The organism is Streptomyces bugieae (assembly GCF_036352915.1).
Lineage (GTDB): Bacteria > Actinomycetota > Actinomycetes > Streptomycetales > Streptomycetaceae > Streptomyces > Streptomyces endophytica.
Map to the genome: position 1 here is coordinate 1 of NZ_JAZBJP010000027.1, position 21,615 is coordinate 21,615.

General features: G+C 70.3%; 17 protein-coding genes and 2 pseudogenes. 6 read left to right on the forward strand and 13 right to left on the reverse strand.

Annotated elements, in window-relative coordinates:
* Positions 1-699: 699 nt before the first annotated feature.
* Positions 700-1,614, forward strand: a pseudogene (locus V2J85_RS29835) (IS256 family transposase); the annotation flags it as partial.
* A 31-nt stretch (positions 1,615-1,645) separates the two neighbouring features.
* Here V2J85_RS29835 and V2J85_RS29840 read toward each other — a convergent pair.
* Both V2J85_RS29840 and V2J85_RS29845 read right to left on the reverse strand, forming a co-directional pair.
* Positions 1,646-1,897, reverse strand: a complete 252-nt coding sequence (locus tag V2J85_RS29840) for a hypothetical protein (protein ID WP_330823287.1) — start codon at positions 1,895-1,897, stop codon at positions 1,646-1,648.
* Between the two features lie 484 nt (positions 1,898-2,381).
* Positions 2,382-2,786: a type II toxin-antitoxin system PemK/MazF family toxin gene (locus V2J85_RS29845; protein ID WP_330823288.1), complete on the reverse strand. Its 405-nt coding sequence runs from the start codon at positions 2,784-2,786 to the stop codon at positions 2,382-2,384.
* Positions 2,787-2,952: 166 nt separating this feature from the next.
* On the opposite strand from V2J85_RS29845, the pseudogene V2J85_RS29850 reads away from it, so the two are divergent.
* Positions 2,953-3,153, forward strand: a pseudogene (locus V2J85_RS29850) (IS701 family transposase); the annotation flags it as partial.
* Between the two features lie 429 nt (positions 3,154-3,582).
* Here the strand turns inward: V2J85_RS29850 and V2J85_RS29865 are convergent.
* The 11 genes from V2J85_RS29865 to V2J85_RS29920 all read right to left on the reverse strand — a co-directional run bounded on the left by V2J85_RS29865 (position 3,583) and on the right by V2J85_RS29920 (position 16,584).
* Positions 3,583-4,500, reverse strand: a complete 918-nt coding sequence (locus tag V2J85_RS29865) for a trypsin-like serine peptidase (protein ID WP_261953960.1) — start codon at positions 4,498-4,500, stop codon at positions 3,583-3,585.
* Between the two features lie 834 nt (positions 4,501-5,334).
* Positions 5,335-6,747 (reverse strand): sensor histidine kinase, encoded by a 1,413-nt coding sequence (locus tag V2J85_RS29875; protein WP_330823290.1) that lies wholly within the window; start codon positions 6,745-6,747, stop codon positions 5,335-5,337.
* Positions 6,744-7,466 carry a response regulator transcription factor gene (locus V2J85_RS29880; protein WP_261953962.1) on the reverse strand — a complete coding sequence of 241 codons (723 nt, stop codon included), beginning with the start codon at positions 7,464-7,466 and terminating at the stop codon, positions 6,744-6,746. The genes V2J85_RS29875 and V2J85_RS29880 overlap by 4 nt, the downstream gene beginning before the upstream one ends.
* A 10-nt stretch (positions 7,467-7,476) precedes the next feature.
* Positions 7,477-8,775 carry an MFS transporter gene (locus tag V2J85_RS29885; protein ID WP_261953963.1) on the reverse strand — a complete coding sequence of 433 codons (1,299 nt, stop codon included), beginning with the start codon at positions 8,773-8,775 and terminating at the stop codon, positions 7,477-7,479.
* Positions 8,756-10,021, reverse strand: coding sequence for a type III PLP-dependent enzyme (locus tag V2J85_RS29890; RefSeq protein WP_261953964.1), 1,266 nt, complete (start codon positions 10,019-10,021; stop codon positions 8,756-8,758). Before V2J85_RS29890 ends, V2J85_RS29885 begins: the two co-directional genes overlap by 20 nt.
* Positions 10,018-11,721, reverse strand: a complete 1,704-nt coding sequence (locus V2J85_RS29895; RefSeq protein ID WP_330823291.1) for an IucA/IucC family protein — start codon at positions 11,719-11,721, stop codon at positions 10,018-10,020. Before V2J85_RS29895 ends, V2J85_RS29890 begins: the two co-directional genes overlap by 4 nt.
* On the reverse strand, positions 11,718-13,130 hold the full coding sequence (locus V2J85_RS29900; RefSeq protein WP_330823292.1) for an IucA/IucC family protein: 1,413 nt from the start codon (positions 13,128-13,130) through the stop codon (positions 11,718-11,720). The genes V2J85_RS29895 and V2J85_RS29900 overlap by 4 nt, the downstream gene beginning before the upstream one ends.
* Before the next feature lie 532 nt (positions 13,131-13,662).
* Positions 13,663-14,559 (reverse strand): M56 family metallopeptidase, encoded by an 897-nt coding sequence (locus tag V2J85_RS29905; RefSeq protein ID WP_330823293.1) that lies wholly within the window; start codon positions 14,557-14,559, stop codon positions 13,663-13,665.
* Positions 14,556-14,939, reverse strand: coding sequence for a BlaI/MecI/CopY family transcriptional regulator (locus V2J85_RS29910; protein ID WP_330823294.1), 384 nt, complete (start codon positions 14,937-14,939; stop codon positions 14,556-14,558). The genes V2J85_RS29905 and V2J85_RS29910 overlap by 4 nt, the downstream gene beginning before the upstream one ends.
* A 29-nt stretch (positions 14,940-14,968) precedes the next feature.
* Entirely contained in the window at positions 14,969-16,150 is a 1,182-nt protein-coding gene (locus tag V2J85_RS29915) for a glycosyltransferase family 4 protein (protein ID WP_330823295.1), read from the reverse strand.
* The gene (locus tag V2J85_RS29920; protein ID WP_330823297.1) at positions 16,147-16,584 is read right to left on the reverse strand and encodes a hypothetical protein; all 438 of its coding nucleotides are present in this window, start codon (positions 16,582-16,584) and stop codon (positions 16,147-16,149) included. The genes V2J85_RS29915 and V2J85_RS29920 overlap by 4 nt, the downstream gene beginning before the upstream one ends.
* Before the next feature lie 337 nt (positions 16,585-16,921).
* Here V2J85_RS29920 and V2J85_RS29925 point away from each other — a divergent pair, with 337 nt between their 5' ends.
* Genes V2J85_RS29925 through V2J85_RS29940 form a run of 4 tightly spaced genes read left to right on the forward strand, consistent with a single transcriptional unit; the run spans position 16,922 to position 21,595 of the window.
* The gene (locus V2J85_RS29925; protein ID WP_330823298.1) at positions 16,922-17,548 is read left to right on the forward strand and encodes a hypothetical protein; all 627 of its coding nucleotides are present in this window, start codon (positions 16,922-16,924) and stop codon (positions 17,546-17,548) included.
* Positions 17,548-18,210: an ABC transporter ATP-binding protein gene (locus tag V2J85_RS29930; RefSeq protein WP_330823299.1), complete on the forward strand. Its 663-nt coding sequence runs from the start codon at positions 17,548-17,550 to the stop codon at positions 18,208-18,210. The genes V2J85_RS29925 and V2J85_RS29930 overlap by 1 nt, the downstream gene beginning before the upstream one ends.
* Entirely contained in the window at positions 18,210-18,953 is a 744-nt protein-coding gene (locus tag V2J85_RS29935) for an ABC transporter ATP-binding protein (RefSeq protein WP_330823301.1), read from the forward strand. Before V2J85_RS29930 ends, V2J85_RS29935 begins: the two co-directional genes overlap by 1 nt.
* The gene (locus tag V2J85_RS29940) at positions 18,950-21,595 is read left to right on the forward strand and encodes an FtsX-like permease family protein (protein WP_330823303.1); all 2,646 of its coding nucleotides are present in this window, start codon (positions 18,950-18,952) and stop codon (positions 21,593-21,595) included. Before V2J85_RS29935 ends, V2J85_RS29940 begins: the two co-directional genes overlap by 4 nt.
* The last annotated feature ends 20 nt before the right edge of the window (positions 21,596-21,615 follow it).

The window sequence follows — 21,615 nt, forward strand, 5'->3', positions numbered from 1 at the left end:
CACGAGGGCCTCCTGCACTCGGCGGTAGATGTCGCAATCCACACCGAGCCAGAAGGCCCTCGCCTCTTTCAAGGACCACTCAAGGCATGTCGCCTGTCACCAACGTCCCGGGACAGCACACCTAGCCTGCGAGATCTTCGCCCGTGCCCAGGAACAGGGCACGCTGCGCGACGACGCCACCCCCGAGGACCTCGCCTTCCTCATCTGGTCCCCCGCATCATCCAGGCCACCCGGACCATTGCGCCCAACGCCTGGCGCCGCCACCTCGGCCTCACGCTCGACGCCTTCCGCGCCGACAAGGCCCACCCCCTGCCCGAACCCCCCATGACACCCGACGAGGTCAGTCGCGCCATGACCACCCTTGGGGGCTCGTGCGCCGAATGATCCGCTGAACCGTCCGCCCGGCGTGGGCCGGCTTCGGCAGCACGCGCACGACGACCGGCCACGGCGCGGGAACCCTCACAGGGCTCGACGCCGGCTGACATACGGGCATGCGGGCGCGGGCCACCGGCGAGGAGCGGCAGACGGCCGTATCCGGCGACCAGGCAGAGAACCGAGTGCCCTCACGGCGAGTGAAGCCGGCCGTCCGACAATGGGGGAGGGCCGGCTGCCGCCCTCGCGGCCGACGGCGAACGGCACGACAGCGGTGTGGCACAGCACGCCCAGCGGCACGCCCACTCGAGCCCGGGGGGAAGACGGCTGCCGCTGCTCTATTTGCACGCCTGTCCTCGGGCGATTTCGTCCCGGCACTGGAGCAGTTCCTCGGCGCCGCGGCCGGGCTCTCCTCGGCCACCGTCAACCGCCTCACCCAACAGTGGCAGGCCGACCACACCGCCTTCATGGACCGACCGCGACCTGTCCGAAGTCGACTACGTGTATGTATGGGCCGACGGCATCCACCTCATCGTCCGCCTGGAAGAGGCCAAAGCCTGCGTACTCGTCCTCGTCGGGGTGCGCGCCGACGGCAGCAAGGAACTGGTCGCACTCAAAGACGGCTACGTGAATCCGGCGAGTCCTGGGCGGACCTGCTGCGCGACTGCGTACGCCGAGGGATGCGCGCCCCGGTCCTGGCGGTCGACGACGGCGCTCTCGGCTTCTGGACGGCCCTGGCTGAGGTCTTCCCCGCCTTCCGGCATCAGAGGTGCTGGGTTCACAAAACCGCCAACGTGCTCAACGCTCTGCCGAAGTCGGCCCAGCCCGACGCGCCCGCAAGGCGCTTCAGGACATCTACAACGCCGAGGACCACAGCCTCGCGGTGCAGGCGATCAAGACGTTCGCCCAGCTCTACGGCGCGAAGTTCCCCAGGGCCGTCAAGAAGATCACCGACGGCGAGGCTGAGCTGCTGGCGCTCTTCGACTTCCCCGCCGAACACTGGATCCACTTGCGGACCACGAATCCCATCGAGTCCACCTTCGCCACCGTCCGCCTGCGCACAAGGTCACCCGCGGGGCCGGCTCTCGCACCGCGGCCCTGGCCATGGTGTTCAAGCTCATCGAGTCCGCCCAGCACCGATGGCGGGCGGTGAACGCGCCCCATCTCGTCGCCCTCGTCCGTGCGGGAGCCCGCTTCGAACGCGGCCGCATGGTCGAGCGCCCCCAGGCGGTCGCGGCATGACCGGCCCAGGGGCCAGCCCTTTCGGTGGCCGTCAGTCGACGTTCAGGCGGCTGCCCCAGGGGTGGCTCCAGCCGCCACGCCGGATGGTCAGTCCGGCGAAGGTGAAGGTGCAACCGACGCCGACGCCCCAGTCGTCGCCTTCGTACCGGACGCTGGGATCAGCCAAGGCGGAGCAGAGGCTGCCGATGGGGATCACGGTGAAGGCGTCGCTGTCCGTGTCGGGGTAATGCTGGACCTCGATCCAGTCATCACGGACAAAGGGGGCTAGAACCAGGACCACCACCGGTAGACGCCGCGCCCCCTGCGCCGCGCTGGAGAGCGCCGGGCAGCAGCCGCTGTTCGTCGAGACGCTTTTCGACGAGTGTGAGCCGGAGTGGCTGCCGCGCCACCGGCCGGTGGTCGACGTACGGGGCCTGGACGACTGGCCGCGGGGTGCAGCGTGAGCACTTGCCCGGCCGCCGTGCGTCTCGCGGAGACACTGGTGCCCGGAACAATCAGGTCGTGAAGTCGCCACCACCGGCAGTGATAGTCATAGCCGATGGGGGCACAGGAGTGTCGAAGCCTGTAGCCGCGACGCAGAAGAACGAAATTCCGATCCCGGACCCTACGCTGTGCGGTGTGCCGAGGGTGAAGGTGTTTTGCCCGTCTAGTACTCCAGCCGTAGATCGTCATCTCGGTGGTGAGGGGCGCCGAGGCAGCAGGTGGCCAGTGTCGATCATCTCGCCCGAGATCGCCCACGCCGTCGCGGGCGTCGGCTCCTTCTCCGTCTACCCGAGTTCACCGAGACGGAGGGCATCCCTTATCCCGCTGAGCTTCGCGGTCGTGGCCGGGGTCCGCTCCTGCGCTTGTTCAGCGAGTCGGAGGGTGTCGTCAATCTCGCTGAGCTTCACGGAGGACAGGACGGCCGCCCGCTCTATCAGGTCGTCCCGGGACACAGTGGTCAGCCACGTGCACGGGGTGAAGCCTGGACGCGGGAACGCGAGCCGCAGCACGCCTTCGAACGGCAGTCCTTCACCGGCGCCGACCGTCACTTCGATGCCCAGACCGCTGATGTCGACGCCCGCCGGAGCGACAACCTGCATCACCCGGATCCCGGACGTGTCGTCTCCCGACAGCAGTACGACCAACCTCCGCTCGTCGAACTGGACCCACCAGACTTCGCCACGTTGCACAAGTCCTCCAGACACATGACGGCAGACAGACGCTGCGCGACCCTGACGCGCTGTGGAGACGGGTGCGGCCACCGTTGATCATCGGTGTGTGAAGACTGAGGATCACGCGGTGGCCGCAGGTCACAGCGTAGACCCTGCCCGCTGGCAGGAGGCGTTCGAGGACCTGATGGCCCAGATCGCGGGCCGGTTCGCACGGGTCGAACCCCGACGTCGGGTCGGGCGGTTGGTGCTCGGGCTGCTGTCGGACCTGCCGCGCAAAAACTGCTGGACCATCGCAGAGTGGGCCGGAGAGAGCGCCCCGGACGGCATGCAGCACCTGCTCGGGCGGGCCAAATGGGAGTCGCTCGCTGCACTCGATGCCTTTCGGTGATTCGGACTCCGATGCGCTTGCTGCGTAGCCAATTCCACAGGTCTGGGCGGCCATATGCTTTGCCCCCATGCAGGCGTCCGGGCTTTTTGAAGAAGCAGCCGCGATCCGGGTTGTGTCTCGTTTGGTGACCCGACACCGCACCATGGTCTTCAGGCCTTCGCTGTCGTGGGTGTTGCCGGCCAAGATGCCGACGACCAGGGCACTCCGTTCGCGTCCGACAGGACGTGCATCTTGGAGCCCGGCTTGTCCCGGTCCACACGGCTCGGAAATGTGGTCGACGGTATCCTGGTCTACGACCTTGCTCCGCACTTCCACGAGATGGGGCCGGGCGGCGAAGTACGCGAGCCCGCTTGGCCCCGGGAGATGTTCGCCAACTACTTGACGGGCTCGCGCCGTTGATGTTCGTCAGTGGCCGGTGAAGCTTGATCACGGCCAGTTGTCGCGGCCGTATTGGACAAGGCCCCCAAACGCCGGTCCGCCAGCCGCGATGTTGTTGTCCTCGCCGCCGATGCCCAAGGGCCCGCTGACCTTTTCGTATCCGGTTTCGGTACCAATCGCTAGCCGATGGTCATCCCATCTGCCCCAGAACGGCGCTCCCGAGGCTCCCGGCTGGCCGTCGCCATGGTGCTCAATTTCCTGACCGTCTCCGTCCTCGTCGTCATCGCGGACGGTAATGCCGCCTTGCCAGCTCGGACGCTCTCCAGAGAAGATGTCGCTCGGGTAACCGGCCATATTCCAGTAGGCGCCACCCTGCATTGCGCTGTCATACGGATGGGAACCGAAGTATCCCAGCCAGTTCCCCAAAGGGTCGCTGAGGCGAAGTATCGCCATGTCATGTGCTGTGACACTCTGCCCGGCATAGCCGTGCATAGAGGTTGCCCACGACCATGCGCCGGGGCCAACGCTCGATGTCCCGTCGTAATACCCGGCAGCGAACTGCACCTTGGCGTTTGTAGAACCCCAGGGGAGTACGTGAGAGACAGTCATCACGGTGCGCGGACCGACGAGGAAGCCCACCGCCGCGTGATCCCACGTGGGCAGGCTGACATCGCTATACGAGAATACCTTACCAATGCACACAAACGGAAAGCCGGTTGGATAGTAGGCCTGCCGAGGAGCAAACTCTCCGTAAAGCCCGTCTGCGGTTCCGATAACGGGTGAGCCGTTCATCCGGCTGAGTGTTGTCTGCGAGGCTTCTCCGGCAGAGCGGGGGTAGTCAAGGAGGGGTTGCCAAGGTGGGCAGTACGACGACAGTAGCTCCTTGGGTGCTTTGAGTGAGCCGAATTCGTGAAGTTCGGTCGATTCCAGCGGCAACCCGACGAAGGCTCCTTCAGGTAGAGCCATGCTCCCCCCTTGCTCAACCAGCAGGTGCTCACTGCTCGGGAGCGTGATCATTGTTCGGCGCGTCGCAAGAGCACGTCGGACATTCTCCGGTTGGCTCTCCGTAGCGGGCTGGTCGGCCAGCCGCGCCACTTCGTCGAGAGCGAGCGGACGGGACGTGTCCGGAGGGGCGCTGTCCACGACTGATCACCTACTTCTGCTAATCGCTGATAGGGAAACCAGGGCTCCATTCCATGGTCTGCGCAGGCGGCACCTCAGGCCACTGGAAACGGGTGCGATCTCCCACTTCGGTGGACCGCACGCCGATCAGACTCGAAACGGCCCCGGGTATGCCGCCGTGCCCCAAACGCGGCTGCTGATAGCCCGAGCGCCGGAACCGCCGCCACGAACGCCGACTGACACGGCTCGCACGGCTCCTCGCGGAGCAGCCGGTGCAGATGCGCGCCCGACGCCGTCCCGCCGTCCGGGTGCGCGTGCTCGGCGTCCAGCCGGCGGCGCGGGTCCGCGGCGAGGCAGGGCGAGCAGCGTTCCTTGAGCGCGCGGTGCTGCCTGAGTGCCTTCCCGGTGCCGCAGGGCTGGCGGATGGTGCCCGGGTGTCGAGCCATGTGCCGTCGAAGTGGGTGCGCTGCCACCGCTCGTTGGGGGTGAGGCCGCCTCGGACTCCGAACAGCTCGAGCCGGTCATGGAGCGCATCCGGGTGCCCCGACTCGGGCCGGGGCGCCCGTGCAGCGCACCGGACAGCGTGAGCGCCGACAGGGCCTACAGCAACCGCCGGACCCGCTGGTACCTGCGACGACGAGGCATCTTGATGCAGGTGGCCTCACTCCTTCACAGCTGCTACCGGGCGCGGTGTAGCGGTGGGTCAGGGCGTAGGTGGATTACCGCGTCGAGGCCGCCGGTGGAGTGGGGGTGGAGTTCGATGGTGCCGCCGCTGGCTTGGGCGAGTTGGCGGGCGATGGTCAGGCCGAGTCCGGTGCCACCGGGGGGCGTGTTGGGTGCGCGCCAGAAGCGGTCGAAGGCGCGTTCGCGATCGAGGGCGGTCATGCCGGGGCCTTGGTCGATGATGTGCAGTTCCACAGGTGCGGCGGTCCGGTGGTACGGGGCGCGGGCCGGGATGCGGTGCACGGTAACGGTGCTTCCTGGAGGTGTGGCGCGCAGCGCGTTGGCCAGGAGGTTGTCGAGGATCTGTTCCAGCGCTCCGGGAACGGCTTGGACGCGGCCGACGGGTTCGCCGGTCAGGCTGAGGGTGACGTCGTGGTCGGCGGAGAAGGCGGACCAGGTCTCGACTCGGTCGTTCAGGATGGCGTCGGCGTCTACGGGGGTGGGCGCAGTGGGGTCTTCTTCCAGGCGGGCGAGGGCGAGGAGTCCGTGCACCATGCGGACGAGTCGGTCGGTTTCGGCGATGGCGTGGTCGAGGTGGTGCCGGGCGTCGGGTCGGATGTCGGGTTCGAGGTTCTCCAGCCGGAGGCGGAGCGCGGTCAGTGGCGTCTTGAGCTGGTGGGAGGCGTCGGCGGCGAATCGGTGCTGGGCGCGGAGGAGGTGCTGCAGGCGCGTGGCGGTGTGGTTGAAGGTGGTGGCGAGGCGCCGGAGTTCGAGCGGTCCGATGTCGGCTGCGGGTGGTTTCGTCAGAGTGCCGTCTGCGAGCTGGGCGGTGGCGTGTTCGAGCTCGCGTACCGGCAGGGTGGTCCAACGGGCGAGGGCGAGACCTATCACGGTCATGGCGGCGAGAACGGCGAGCCCGGCGCCGGCCAGCAGGGCCCAGGCGGTGTGGATGCGTTCCGTGGTGCCGCGGGTCGGCGCGCTGATGCGGATGGCTCCACGGACGGTGGGCCCGGAGGCGGCGGGCACGGTGGTGTAGCGGTCGTCCTCGCCGGAGCGGGAGTGGTGTCGGACGCCGTTGGAGGGGTGGTTGTGCAGTGCGGCGATGATGTCCGGTGCGCCGGCCAGGTGCTGTGCGGTGACGGGCACGTCCGTCGGGGTGGCGGCGAGGACGGTGCCGTGACGGTCGACGACGACGGCCTGGATGTTGTTGCCTCGGATGTAGCTGCGCAGCAGGTGGGGCAGGGCGCGGGTGTCTGCGTTCTCGATGTACTCGTCGGCGAGTTCGGCCAGGACGACGGCGTCGCGTTCGAGAGTGGTGGTGAGCGCGGAGGTCTGGCTGCGGGCGTAGAGGATGCCGAAGGGAATCTCCAGGGTCAGCAGGACGAGCAGGGTGAGCGTGAGATAGCTGAGCAGGATGCGGTGGATCACCGGGGGTGATCCCCTCCGTCGGCGGAAACGGTCAGCCGGAAGCCGACTCCGCGGACAGTCTCGATCCAGGTGGGGTTGCCCAGTTTGCGGCGCAGGGCAGCGATGTGCACATCGAGGGTCTTGCTGGGGCCGAAGTAGTTGGGGTCCCAGACGGTGTCGAGGATGTGCTGGCGCGAGTAGACGGCGCCGGGGTCCTCGGCGAGGAGAGTGAGGAGGTCGAACTCCTTCGGGGCCAGCGCGACTTGTGCGCCTGCGACGTGGACTTTTCTGGTCCGCCGGTCGATGAGGAGGTCTCCGAGGCGTTGCGGTGTGCTGCCGTTTGGCGCCGTCTCGCCGGTGGCGGGCATGCCGGGGGAGATCGTGTCGGTCAGTCGGGCACGGCGGGTCACGGCGCGCATGCGGGCCACGAGTTCCCTGATTCCGAAGGGTTTGGAGAGGTAGTCGTCGGCGCCCAGTTCGAGCCCCACTACGCGGTCGGTCTCGTCGCCCCGTGCGGTGATCATGATGATGGGGACGCGGGAGCGGCCTCGCAGGGTACGGCAGACGTCGATGCCGTCCATGTCGGGCAGCCCGAGGTCGAGCAGGACCATGTCGGGCGCCGGTGCGGCGAGGGCGGCCGCTCCGGTGCCGACGCGGTCGATCGCGAAGCCGTAGCGGCGCAAGCCCTCGGCAAGGGGCTCGGCGATGGCATTGTCGTCTTCGATGAGCAGCACCCGCATGTCCGCAGGGTCACACATCGCCCGGACCGGCGGTGACGGGATCACGGGAGGCTTCCCCTTTCGGGTGAGTGGATGTCACGGACGCCGCGGCGGTCCCGCTTGCCAGCAGGGCGGCCGTGCCGCCGAGGACGAGTCCGTACCGGGCGCCGAAGGTCTGGGCGATCCAGCCGATCAGGGGGGCGCCGAGGGGGGTGCCACCGAGGAGGACGAGGAAGTAGACGGACAGCACGCGCCCGCGCATGTCTGGGGCTGTGGTGAGCTGGACGAGCGTGTTGGCCGTGGTGGTCACCAGGACGGCGGCGGCACCGGTCGGAACCAGCACGACGGCACACGCGAGGGGAGTGGGCATGACGCCGGTTGCGGTTTCGAGCAGACCGAACGTCGCGGCCCACCCCACGAGCAGCCGCAGTGAGGGCGGGCGGCGGCGGCCCGCGCCCCGCAGTGCCCCGAGCAGACTGCCCGCGGCATAGGCGGAGGACAGCGCACCGAAGGCTGCTGCGCCGGTGTGGAATTCGGTGGTGGCCATGAGGGAGACCGTCACTTGGAAATTCAGGCCGAACGTGCCGATGACGGCGGTCAGGAGGAGCGTGCGGCGCAGCACGGGGGTCGTGCGGATGTGCCGCACTGCGTCGGTCAGCCGCACGTCCTTCGCCGCGCGGCGGGGAGCAGAGGTGAGCTCGCGGGGCCGCATCGTTGCCAGCCCGGCAAGGACCGCCGCGTACGACACGGCATTCAGCAGGAAGACCCAGCCATTGCCGACAGCGGCGATGGTCACCCCGGCGGCTGCGGGCCCGAGAATACGGGCGGCGTTGAACTGTGCTGCGTTCACGCTGACCGCGCTGGGCAGCCGTTCACGGCCGACCAACTCGCCGATGAAGGCGTTGCGCGCCGGTCCGTCCAGGGCAGTGGCCACCCCAAGGGCCAGGGCCAGGGCGTGCACGTGCCAGATGCGCACGGTGTCGCCGAGCGTCAGTACTCCCAGGAGCAGGGCCTGACCGGCCATGAGGCTCTGGGTGGTGAGCAGCAGCGTGCGTTTGGGGTAGCGGTCGGCGATGACCCCGCCCCACAGGCCGAGCAGGCTCTGGGGGAGGAACTGCAGTGCGGTCACGATGCCGACGGCGGTTCCGCTGTGTCCGGTGAGCTGGAGGACCAGCCAATCCTGCGCAGCCCTTTGCATCCACGTGCCGGTGTTGGACACCAACTGGCCGGCCACGTACCGGCGGAAGACGCGGACGCGCAGGGCATGCTGCGCGGGTCGGCCGGGGGGCGGTGCCTCCGCTTGCGGTGCGTCAGCCGCCGTGCTGGACAACGCTGCCTCCCCTGGACGGCTGGGGGCTCACGGCGGGCTGGAGCGTCTCGCAAGCTGTGCGTGCGGAATCGGGGGAAGCGGCGTCCAGGTAGTGGAACCCGGGTGCCGGGTGCATGAGGAAGTCGTGGTGGGAGATGTTCCAGGCGTACGCTCCGGCCATCGCGAATGCCACGCGGTCGCCCGCCCGCAGCCGGCCGACGGGTGCCCGCCGGGCCAGGACGTCCTTCGGCGTGCACAACTGCCCCACCAGCGTCACCGGCTCCCCGGCGACGGCCGGCCGTTCCCACGCCCACGGCCACACGTCGGTGGCCAGGATTTCGAAGGGCTGGTCGTGGTTCTTGGCGGCTGGGGTACGCAGATGGTGGGTGCCGCCTGCCAGCACGGCGAACGCCTCGCCCTGGCTGTGCTTGACGTCGAGTACCTGTGTCACGTACCAGCCGCAGTACGCGCTCACCGACCGGCCCGGTTCGATGCGCACCGTCAGCCCGGGGTGGTCGTCCAGGATGCGGAGCAGCCCGGTGCCGAAAGCCCGCCAGTCGAAGAGACGGTGGGGATCGGCGTAGTCGACGCCCATTCCTCCCCCGACGTTGACTTCGTCCAACGGGATCCCCCGGGCCCGGGCCCACTGTGCGGCCCAGGTGAGGAGGTGCTCGATGACCCGCAGCTGTTCCGTAGCGTCCAGGCCGGAGGCCAAGTGGGCGTGCACGCCTCGCAGCTGGATGCCGGGGTGGGCGGCGAGGAGCCGCAGACAGGCGTCCAGGCAGGTGGGGTCGATACCGAAGGGGCTGGGCCTTCCGCCCATCGCCAGCGGCACGTCGCCCAGGCCGATGGGCAGATTGACGCGCAGAAGCACTTCTACGGAGCGGCCCGCGGCGAGTGCACAGAGCATCCGCAGCTCGTGCTCGCTCTCCACATGCAGCCTTTCCACCCCGGGTTCCAGGGCCTGTGCCAGCTCGGCCGCCGCCTTGCCCGGCCCGCCGAAGGCGAGGCGGGCACCGGGCAGCACCTCTCGGGTATGCCGGAGCTCGCCGCCCGAGGCGACCTCGAAGCCGTCGACGACGTCCCGCAGGACCTCAAGCAGCCGGGGATCGGGATTTGCCTTGGCCGCGTAGAACAACTCCACCCGCTCGGGCAGCGCATCCCGGATCGCCTGGGCGTGCCGTCGCAGGCCGGACAAGTCATAGACGTACGCCGGTAGTTCGTCGTGGGGGAGGTGGCGCAGGTGGTCTTCCAGGTGTGGCTTCATCGCGTCACCTGCCGGGTGAAGTCGTCGGACAGGGGGCTGGGCAGCGGTACGTAGGTGGCATGACGGTCGGGCTGGCGGGCCCAGCGCAGCATGAGGTTGGCTTTGGCGGGCAGCGGTACCCCGGACAGCAGGGCCCTGAGCCGCGGTGGGTTGCCCGCGTCGGCCGCGTAGGCCGCGATGTGGTCGTGGACCAGCCCCCACAGGGCCGCCTCCAGCGCGGGCGCGGTGTCGGCCAGCGCACCGGCCATCTCCGCGACGTGGTTGACCAGCAGGCAGTACGCGACACGGTCCCAGCCGCGGGCGGCGCTGTAGGTCAGCGGATCGCGTACCTCCTCGTCCAGCGCCTCCAGCGTCTGTTGGTGGCGTTCGGGGACGAGCTTGGTGCCTTCCAGGTCGCGGAAAAGGATGTGCGTGGGCATGCCGTCCGGGCTCACGCCGACGAGCACGTTCTGCAGATGCGGCTCCAGGACGACGCCGTGCTCGAAGTACGCGGCCAGCACCGGAGGCAGCAGCAGCCCGAGGTAGGCGTCCCACCAGGCGAGCGGGTCGGTTCCCCGACGGGCGAGGAGACGGGAGATGTGCGCCGGGCTGTTGGGGTACTCGTCGGCCACGGCGGCGGCCAGCAGCGGGGTGACACCGGGCGGCAACAGCCGGCCGAAGCCCTCGCGCACGATCAACCCGAACCCCTCGTGGAGGTCGCGGCTGCCGTCGAGGTCGAGACTGCGATAGCCCGGCTCGCCCAGGAGGGCGCACCCCGGGTACCGCTCGCGCAACGCCGCGAACACCGGCTGGACGACCCCGTTCAGGACGACGGCGCCGGAGAGTTCGTAGACGGAGTTCTTCCGCACACAGTTGGTCAGACGCACGTTCAGACTGAATTTCAGGAACACGTCCGCACCCGGCTCGTACACGGTACGCACCGACGCCGTCGGCGCCACCGGGGGACCGCCGACACCGAGATCGTGCACATCGCCGCGAGTCAGCGCCGCACGCAGGGCACGGTGTCCGGACAGCATCCGGTACTGCCATGGGTGGACGGGCAGGACCACGCGGTCCGGCCGGACCGGCCCCAGGCCGTCCAGGGCAGTGCAGTCGCCCTCCGCTCGCAGCAGTTCAGGGCGTACGGCGAGATAGCGCAGCGGAAACCGTGCGCCGGTTTCCGGCCCGTGCTCCAGCCACTCACGCGGGTCTCCGGTACGGGACTTGGGGGTGGGGTGGAAGCGGTGCCCGTAGACGAGGGATTGCTCGGAGTCGAGATAGGTGTCAGGAGACGGCTGGTGATCGCGCCGGGCGTGCAGAACGGTGCGGATGGTGGCACGGCTGGCGGCAACCTGGGAGATGAACTCCTCGTTGTCCGTGCCGGTGCGCAGGGCGAGTTCCTCGTGGATCAGATCGGCCAGCGCGTCCGAGCCGAGCGGGGACCAGTCAGGGCCTTCGTTGCGCTCGGGTGGTCCGCTGAAGCGGTGAGCGCCGATCAGCGAGAGACGGCGCAGGGCCACCCGCAACAGCACTCCGCGCCGCGGCAGGCGCACCAGCAGGTGGCCACCGGCGACGGTTGCCTGGTGTTCGGGGCCGGAGACCTCGCGGATGAGGCAGTTGAGCAGGGTGTGAGCGGTCACCCTGTCCGCGGTGAGGCCCTCGGCGTCGGTAGCGGTCTCGGTGGTGGCGGCGGCCGGCGTGCCGAGCGTCGGAGAGGTCATCGCCGGCCCTCCGCTCGGGCGCTGCCGACGTGGGGGGCCACCGGGTTCGGCACGGCCACCCATTGCGCCGTGCCGGGGGTGTCAGCGAGCCGCATCGCGGTGGTGGCCTTCAGCGGCCAGCTACCGGCGAAGAAGGCTTCCTCGTCGCCGTCTTCGGCCCGCAGTGCGCCGAAGACCCCCCGCGCGACACCGGCGACCACGGCCCACAGGGTGTCCGGGTCGGCCCCGCGCGCCCGGGCCAGTACCGCCACCAGCTCACCGAACACGCCGCTCAGCAGCGCCCCGAACAGCTTGGCCCGCAGCGCGAAGACGTCCTCCCCCGCGCGGCTCCCGGCCAACTGCGGCAGTTCAAAACCGCACGCGGCCAGCCGTCGTCCGCTCACCCGCACACCGTCCAAGTCCCGGTACAGCACGCGTACCGGGCGGCCCTGCCGCAGCACCACCAGTGTGTTCTGGCCGTGCGCCTCCAGCGCGATGCCCATGGACAGCAGCGTCAGCGCAGGCGGCAGCACCAGTTCCGCGAACTCCCCGAGCCACTGCACCGGGTCACCGGTGATCAGGGCGGCGCCGGTGGCGTATACGGCGGTCAGGGGAACGGCGATCTCGCCCGTGCCCGTGTACCGGTCGGCCGCCTCCCGCACCATCGCGGCCAGACTCGGGCACGGCCGCCCGTCCACGCGCACGGCCCCGCCCCCCAGCTCCCGCAGCACGCTCAGCCGGTCCGCGTGGCCGGACTTGTCGACGACCGCCGCCACCAGGTCGGACAGCACGGGGCCGTCGGCGACCTCGGCCGGAGCGATGGTGCGCCGGTAGTTCGTCACCTGCACGTCCAGAGAGGTCTTGACATGGCAGCCCGGCAGCACGCCCAAAGGAGCGAGAGTGCGCAGGGACATCAGCGGACGCGCCCTGACCGACCTCCCGGACAAGGACAGGCCCTCGAACCGCGGGCGGACATGCTCACTCTGCCAGGGATGCAGCGGTACCAGCACGGTGTCGCCGTCGCGCAGTTCCTTCGGCCACGCACCGGCTTCCTGCCACCGGCGGGCGGGAACGGCCAGCAAGGGCACATCGATCACAGGCCGGTGCTCGGGCGCGTAAGCCAGGACCTCGGCGGGCGACAGGCCGGTACGGGTCCGGCAGCACGGGTGCTGGGGGTGGCCGTCGACCACGACCTGCTCGGCATCCACGCTGTCGCGCACCACATGGGGGCGGATATCGGCGGCGGCTCGGGCCAGGGCCAGGTTGGACACGCTGTTGGCCAACTCCGCGGCCAGTGTGCGGGCCGCGGGGGTGGACAGGCCCAGCGCGGAAAGGAGCCGCGTCGGGTCCGATACCGGGCCCGCGGGTGTTTCCACGGTGAAACCGGAGGATGCCTCGGCGAACCGCTCGGCGTAGGCCGCGTCTCCCACCAGGGACCCACCACCCCCCAACGACACGGTCAAGGTGCCGCCTGCGCGCCGCCGGTGGGAGATTCCCGGCAGTGGCTCGCGGGCGAACGCCCCCCACAGGCGGCCCAGTACCGTGGCCCGCGCGCCGGGCAAGGAGTGTAAGAACGGCCGCGCCAACGGTGTGCGGATCGTTCGTACGTCATCGATCACCGCCTGGATCGGATCGTCGTGCTGCATGGACGGGCGCAGGTCCCGCATGGGGTGTCCCTTCGAGTCGGGTGACCACGGGCATGCGTCAGCCAGAGCCGCCGCGAACTCCCATGGCTTCAGTTCTTCAAGCCTCGATAACGCTACGCAGCCGGAAGTGAACACAACGCCAGCAAAGGGAGAGGGGACGGACAGCGCCAAGCCAAGAAACCGAAGCCCGTCCGAAGGCAGTGGGGTGGCCTGAGGTGGGGTGCGTCATCGACGGTGAGGGCACCGGCGTGCCGGCACAGCGGAATCAGCGGCCACACCCCGGCCAGCCGCGTCACCAACTGTCCGGACAACACGCCTACGGCGTGAGGACGCTCCCCAGGAAGTGGAGGAAGTCGCTGGTCGCGTCCGCGGCTCCGAGGGCGGGGAGGCTCGCCGAGGCGAGTACCGCGACGGCAAGCAGCCGGGCGCGGGGGAGGGGGGCGGCTTGGAGGGCCGCGACGCGTCGGGTGACGGCCAGTTGGGAGAGGTGGAGCGCGGAGGAGAGACGGCTGCGGTGGGAGAGCAGGGCGGCGCGGGCTACCGCCCGGGCGGTGATCTCGCGTCCGGCGCCGGTCTCGGCCGCGTCCTCGTCCGCCCACCTCTCCAACAGGAAGGTGACCGTCTCCCGCAGGGGTACGAGGACCGGGACGACGGCAGCTGCGAGGTCTGCCACCAGTCGGAGGCGGTCGTGCCGGTGCCTCAGATGTGCGCGCTCGTGGGCCAGCAGTACTCGGCGCTCGTGCGCGTCCAGGCCCGCGAGCATGGCCGAAGAGACCACGATCCGGCCGTCGGTGCCGGGCAGCGCGAATGCCTGGGGGGTACGGGAGGTGACGACGATGAGTTCACTGTCCGCGGGGTGCGTCTCGCGCAGTCGCTGCAGGTTCCGCAGAGTGGCGCGATGGGTCCGTATGACCCGGTGGGCTCGGTACGTGCCCCATACCAGCAGGGCGATGGCCAAGACGGAGACGACCTCGGGGACGGGCTCGGGGATGTGCAGCCGGTTCTCCTGCGCCTCGGCCATCACTGCCGGTGTTTCGTCCAGGAGCGTGCCGCCCAGCAGTATCAGCGCCCACACCGAGGCCGCTGCCGTCACCCCACCAGTGATCACCAAAGCCCGTGCCGCGTAGGCCGGGGCGAGCAGCCGGCCCACCGGCGGGCCGGACGCGGCGAGCAGCACCGCGAGCACCAGTGGTACGTAGACGTCGACCCTCATGCGTCCGGACTCCCACCGAGCAGGCTCCGCAGGGCCCGTTCCTCCGCCGGGCTGAGGCCGGTCACGAACTGCTGGAGCGCGGCGATGGGGTCGGGGCCGCGGTCCAGGGCCTGATGCATCACCTCGGCCGTCAGCTGGGCCGCGTTCTTGGCCGGGCGGTACGCCCCGCGCCGGCCGTCAGCGTCGCGCACGACCAGGCCCTTGTCGTACAGGCGCTTGAGGATGGTGTGCACCGTGTTGTAGGCAAGACCGCCGATGTCTGCCTGGACCTCGGTGGGGGTCATCGGCCGCTCGGACGCCCACAGCGCGGCGAGGACCTCGCTCTCCAGCTCACCGGAGCTGCGGCGTTCGCCTTCGCCGCGGGAATTACCGGAAACCATGACCCCCACCTTACGGCGTGTAGGGGTGCTCAGGAGACGAGCAGTTCGGAACCGTGCTTGGCGTCGAGCAGGTCGGCGAAGAGCCGCTCCCATCGAGGTCGGAGAAGGTCCATGTCGTAGCGGCGAGCGGAGACCGCGGCCCGTTCGCCCATTTTCCCGCGCAGCTGCTCGTCCTCGATCAACCGGGTCATGGCGGCAGCGAGGCCGCCGGTGTCGTCCGGGGCGACGAGCAGGCCGTCCTCGCCGTCGGTGATGATCTCCCTGGGACCCTGCGGGCAGTCATAGCTGATCACCGGCACGCCGTGGCGCATCGCCTCGGCGAGGACCATTCCGAAGCCTTCGTGCCGGGAGCTCAGGACGAACAGCGAGGCCTTGGCGAGTTCCTCGTCCAGACGCGATGTGGTGCCCATCAAGTAGACGTGGTTGTACAGGTGGCGGGCGTGTATGAGGTCGCGCAGTCGCCGCTTCTCCGGCCCCGAGCCGAAGATCCGCAGCTGCCAGTCGGGGTGCTTGCGGGCGACCTCGTCGAAGGCAATGATCATTTGGTCGAAGCCCTTGGACTTGACCAGCCGCCCGGCCGCGACCACCAGCGGCCGACGCAGGGTCGAACGCTGGACCGTGGTGTCGTGGAGCGGATTGGGTATGCGCGCGATCCGCACATCGGACACGGTCAGCGCGGAACGGTAGGCGCGCTCATCGGCATCGGTGAGCACCGTGATCGCGTCCAGCTGGGGGTAGGACCCCCGGATGGCGTCGGCGAGCTCGGGCTTGTGGTGCGCGTAGTGCAGATGTTCCTGCCCCACCCTCGCCACGCTCTCCGGCGCATACTGCGCGATCAGCAGATTCAAGGCCGGCCGGGTCCCGACGACTATCCCGTCTTCCAATGACTGGAGATAGCGCACGATGCGGCGGTCCGTGAGCCGGTTGAACCGGTGGTAGCGCACTTCCGCCTTCGGTACCAGGCGACTTGGCCCCCGCATGGCCAGTGACTCCCAGCGGCGGCGCCAGCTGGGCGCGCCAGTGGATACGTCGAGCAGCGGGCGCAGGTGCACGCGGCTGTCGAGGGCGAAGGCGGGAGTCTCCCGGCGTCGCCACACGCTGACGACTTCCACCTCATGGCCGGCCGCGGCCAGGGCGTTCGCCTGGCTGATCACCGTCCGTACAGTGCCGCCGACGGTGTAGGCGTTGAGCAGCAGGAAGCGGATCTTCATGGTGCCTCCCGACTGCAGACGATCGACAGGTTGTCCTTTACCGTGTAATACGGCTCGATCCACAGGCCCGCCACTGCCTGGGCCGGGTAGGTGAAGATCTTCTTCTTCCCCACGATGTCGTCCAGGTGGCGCCCCAGCCGCAGCATGTCGGCCCGGCCGGGAAGCTTCAGATGCAGATCCCAGGTCTGCTCGGCTCCGGAGCAGGCTGCGGCCAACTCGTCGAGGCCGATGGACGCCTCGAAACGGCTGCCTCCGCTGGCGGTCGGCAGACGCAATTCGTTGCCTGTGGATTCCCGGGAGCGGACGACCAGTTTCCCGTCCTCCCCCGAAGGTCCGCCTGCCACCCTTCCGCGGATCAAGACCTGGCCGTCGCGCGGCCACACTTCCTCCACTTCCGCCTGGGCGGGTATGAAGACGGCAGTCGCCTCGTCCACCAAAAACACCTCCCACGTCCAACCCTACGTCCCGTAGGGTCTCTGAACCCTACATGTTGTAGTGCAGGAAAAGGGGAGAGGTAGATCACTTCCGGTGGAGAGCAGGACGGGTACGGAGAGGACGGGGTGCACTGCTCGGGCCATGTCGCATTTCCGGCGGCAGCCAGCGGCCAGCCGGCCGGCGACGGCCTCGCTCGGCCAGATCCGGTGAGCACTGTTAACCCTGCGCTAACCCCGCGCAGGGCGGGCCCTGGCCGCTCGGAGCCTAGCGTCGAGGCAGAGGCAGAAGATCGCGGCAGCGGTACGGGTGCTGCCGCCCTCGCTGGGAGGTGTCACCATGCGTCGTCCCTTCGCTGCTGCTGCCGCCGGCTTGGTGCTCGTCACCGGAGCCGGTGCCGGAGCAGAAGCCTGTTCGCCCTCGGCAGCCGCGCCGCCACGGCACCCGCACGGCGTTTCGGCGCCGTCTGCCACGACGCCGGCGCCGGCCGACACGAACCCGCCCGGGGACATCCCCGACACCCAGGTGTTCGTGCCGTGGTCGCCGCCGGGTGGCGGGCTCACGATGAAGGTACCGGAGGGCTGGGCGCGGACCACTCACGGGCAAGTGACCGTGTTCACCGACAAGTTCAACAGCGTGCGGGTGGAACGCATCCACGCTTCGACGGCCCCCACGACCAACTCCGTACGTGCCAAGGACATTCCGGCGATCCAGGCTGCGAGCACCCACTTCTCACTCGTCAAGGTAGCCGACGTCCAGCGCAAGGGAGGCCGGGCAGTGCTGGCCGAGTACCGCGTCGACTCAGCTCCCAACCAGGTGACGGGCAAGCGCGTACGCCTGGACGTCCAGCGGTATGTCTTCTACAAGCCGGGCAAGGGTGAAGCCGTGCTGACACTGTCCGGTGCTGTGGGATCCGACAACGTCGATCCCTGGCGGACCGTCACGGGCTCGTTCCGGTGGTCCTGATGGCCGCGCCCGTTCTCAGCGCCCGCTCCCTGTACCGGTTCTTCCGGGCCGGCGAGGAGGAAACGTTCGCGCTTCAGGGCGTCGGACTGGAGGTCGGGCGCGGCGAAACGGTAGCGGTGACCGGGCCTTCCGGATCGGGGAAGACCACTCTGCTCAACTGCCTGGCGGGACTTGACGAGCCGGACGGCGGCACGGTGCGGATCGCCGGCGAACGGCTCAGCCACCGGCCCGAACGCGAGCGGGGCCGCATACGGGCTCGGCACATCGGGGTGCTGTTCCAGTCGGGCAATCTGCTGGACCACCTCAGTGTGCGGGACAACGTGGCGCTGGTGCAGCAACTGGCACCCTCCCGGAGCCGCGCGCCGGCCCAGGAGCTCCTGGACCGAGTGGGCATCGGCGGGCGCGCCGGGGCTCTGCCGGGTGAGCTGTCCGGAGGGGAGGCGGCCCGCGCGGGCCTGGCCGTCGCCCTGGCGAACGCACCGGACGTGCTGCTGGCCGACGAGCCGACCGGGGAGGTGGATGCGGAGACCGAACGGCGGCTGCTGGACCTGCTGCGCGAGCACGCTGCCGGCGGAACCGCGGTGGTCGTGGTCACCCACAGCCGTGCGGTGGCGGGCGCTGCGGGCCGGGTGCTGCGGCTGAGGGACGGGAGGTGGGCCTGATGCACGCACCGGACAGCGTGGCCGGCACGGACGTGCGGGAGACCGGCACGCCGTTGGTCCGCTGCGAGAACGCGGCCCGGACCTATGGCAGCGGGGTGGGTGCCGTCGTCGCCGTGCACGGCCTGAGCTGCGAGGTTCCGCCCGGTGCGCGGATCGCGGTGGTGGGGCCGTCCGGGTCGGGCAAGTCCACGCTGCTGCACCTGATGGCGGGGCTGGACCGTCCGACGGCGGGCCGGGTGAGCCACCCCGGCCTCGGGGACGAGGATGCCGTCGGTCTCGCCCGGCACATCGGCATCGTCTTCCAGGGCCCGAGCCTGCTGCCTCCGCTCACCGCCGTCGAGAACGTCGCGCTGCCGATGCGGATTGACGGCGTGGCGGAGGACGAAGCGGGCTCCCGGGCGCGGGCGGCACTGGTGAGCCTCGGGCTGGAAGAGCTGGCGGGACGGCTGCCGGACGAACTGTCTGCGGGGCAGGCCCAGCGCGTCGCCGTGGCCAGGGTGCTGGCACGCCGGCCCCGGCTGGTCCTGGCCGACGAGCCGACCGGGCAGTTGGACCGCGAGACCGGCCGTCAGGTGCTGTCCGTGCTGCTGGGCACGGCCGACGAGCTGAGCGCGGCGGTACTGGTGACCACGCACGATCCGCGGGTCGCCCGGGAGCTGGACGTCCAGTGGTACATGGCCGACGGCCGCCTGATCCAGCCGGCGACGGACCCGGGAGCGGGGCGAAGGGAAGTACGGCCATGATCAGGATCTGGCTGGCCGGCTTGCTGCGGCGACGCGGCGGACGGCTGCTCGGGGTGGCGGCCGGGGTGGCCACGGCGGTGGCCCTGCTGGCCGCGCTCGGCGGCTTCCTCGGAGCCACCCGCGCGACGATGACGGCGCAGTCCGTGCGCGGGGTCGTGGTGGACTGGCAGGTGCAGGCGGCCGGCGGCGCCGACGTCCGGCAGGTGCTGACCACTGTGCGGCACACTTCGGGAACCCGAGCGGCCCTCCCGGTCGGATACGCGGCGACCAGCGGTCTGAGCGCCACCGCGGGCGGAACCTCCCAGACCACCGGGCCCGGCGCCGTACTGGGCGTGCCGGCCGGCTACCGCGCGACGTTCCCGGGCGAGATACGGGTACTGGCCGGGCGCGGGGACGGAGTGTTGCTCGCCCAGCAGACCGCCGCGAACCTGCACGCGGCCCCGGGCACCAAGGTTGCCGTGGGGCGGGCGGGGCTGCCGCCGGTCACGGTGCGGGTGGACGGTGTGGTCGATCTTCCGCATGCCGATTCGCTGTTCCAGAAGGTCGGTGCGCCTGCGCAGTCGCAGCCGACGGCGCCCCCGGACAATGTCGTGCTGCTCCCGCCGTCACGCTGGCACGCGGCCTTCGACGCGCTGGCCAGGACCCGTCCCGGCCTGGTCCACGACCAGATCCACGCACGGCGCAGCCACGCCCTGCCGCCCGATCCGGCCGTCGCCTACACCGCGGTGACCGGAAGCGCCCACCATCTGGACCTGAGACTGGCCGGTGCCGGTGTGGTGGGGGACAACCTGGGTGCGGTGCTGGACGCGGCGCGGTCCGACGCCCTCTACGCACAGATGCTGTTCCTGTTCCTCGGCGTCCCCGGCGCGGTGCTGGCTGGGGGACTGACCGCGGCGGTGGCCGGCGTGGGTGCCGCGCGGCGGCGCAGGGAACAGTCCCTGCTCCGGACGCGTGGCGCCGCCACGGGGCAGTTGCTGACGCTCGCGGCCGTGGAGGCCGGGGTGGTGGCCGTCGTCGGCGCTGCCGTGGGGCTGGGAGCGGCGGCGCTGCTGGGGCGCACGGCATTCGGTAGGGCCGGGACCTTCAGCGCCGGGTGGGCGCTGGCCGCGCTCGCCGTCGGCGTGCTGATCGCCGGCGGGACCGTGCTGCTGCCCGCACGCCGCGACATCAAGGCTGTCACCGTCGTGGCCGGACGGGCAGCGGTGGAGCGACGACGGGTGGCGCGCACCGCGTGGTGGGTGCTGGCCTTCGGTCTGCTGGCGGGAGCGCTGGTGGTCTTCCGGATCACCAGTCGCACCAACTACGCCTTGGTCCTCGCTCCCGAGGGCACGCCCACCCTGTCGGTGGACTACTGGGCGTTCGCCGGCCCGGCGTTGCTGTGGACCGGTGGGGCGCTGCTGGCCTGGCTGCTGATGGATGTCGCGCTCCGGCGCGGGCGGCCGGTGCTGGCCCGGCTGCTGCGTCCGGCTACGGGGCCCCTTTCCGGCACTGTCGCGGCCAGCCTGTCCCGGCAGCGGGGCACCGTGCTGCGGGCCGTGGTGCTGCTCGCGCTGGCCATCGCCTTCGCCGCCTCGACCGCCGTGTTCAACTCCACCTACCGCCAGCAGGCCGGGGTGGACGCGGTGCTCACCAACGGTGCCGACGTCACCGTGACCGAGTCGCCCGGATCCACCGGGGGTGCGGCCGATGTGGCCCGGGTGGCGGCGCTGCCCGGCGTGCGGAGCGTGGAACCTCTGCAGCACCGCTTCGCCTACGTCGGACCCGACCTGCAGGACCTGTACGGGGTGCGGCCGTCCACCGTCGTCGGAGCAGGCCGGCTCCAGGACGCGTACTTCTCCGGCGGGACTGCGCGCCAGCTGATGGACCGGCTCCAGCGACAACCGGACGGGCTCCTGGTCAGTGCCGAGACCGCCAACGACTTCCAGCTCTACCCGGGCGACCAGCTCCGGCTGCGCCTTCAGGACAATCGCACCCACCGGCTGCGCTCCGTGGCATTCCGCTTCGTGGGTGTCGTCAAGGAGTTCCCGACCGCTCCCAAGGACAGCTTCCTGGTAGCCAACGCCTCCTACGTGGCCCGGTCGACCGGCAGTGGCGCGGTCGGCACCCTGCTGGTCGACACCGGCGGCAGCGGGCAGCGCGCGGTGGCCCATCAGGCTCGGTCGGTGCTCGGACCCACCGCCCAGGTCACCGACCTTCCCTCGGCCCGCACCGTCACCGGATCCAGTCTCACCGCCGTGGATCTCGGCGGGCTGACCCGGGTGGAGTTGGGCTTCGCCCTGGTGATCGGCGCGGCGGCGGGCGGTCTGGTGCTCGCCCTGGGCCTCACCGAGCGGCGCCGCACCCTGGCGCTGGCGTCGGTACTGGGCGCCCGGCGACGGCAGCTGTCCGGGTTCGTGTGGAGCGAGGCGGGCCTGGTGGCGGTGGCGGGCGCGGCCGGCGGCGTCCTCCTCGGTTGGTCGCTGTCCGAAGTGCTGGTCAAGGTCCTCTCCGGAGTCTTCGACCCGCCACCGGCATCCCTCGCCGTGCCATGGGGCTACCTCGGTGCACTCGCCGCGGCCGTTGCGGCGGCCCTGGCTCTGGCGGCGTGGGCGGCCGTTCGGCACGCCCGGCGGCCACCGCTGACGGAGCTGCGAGAGCTGTGAGCCGCACGGCCGGAAGGGAG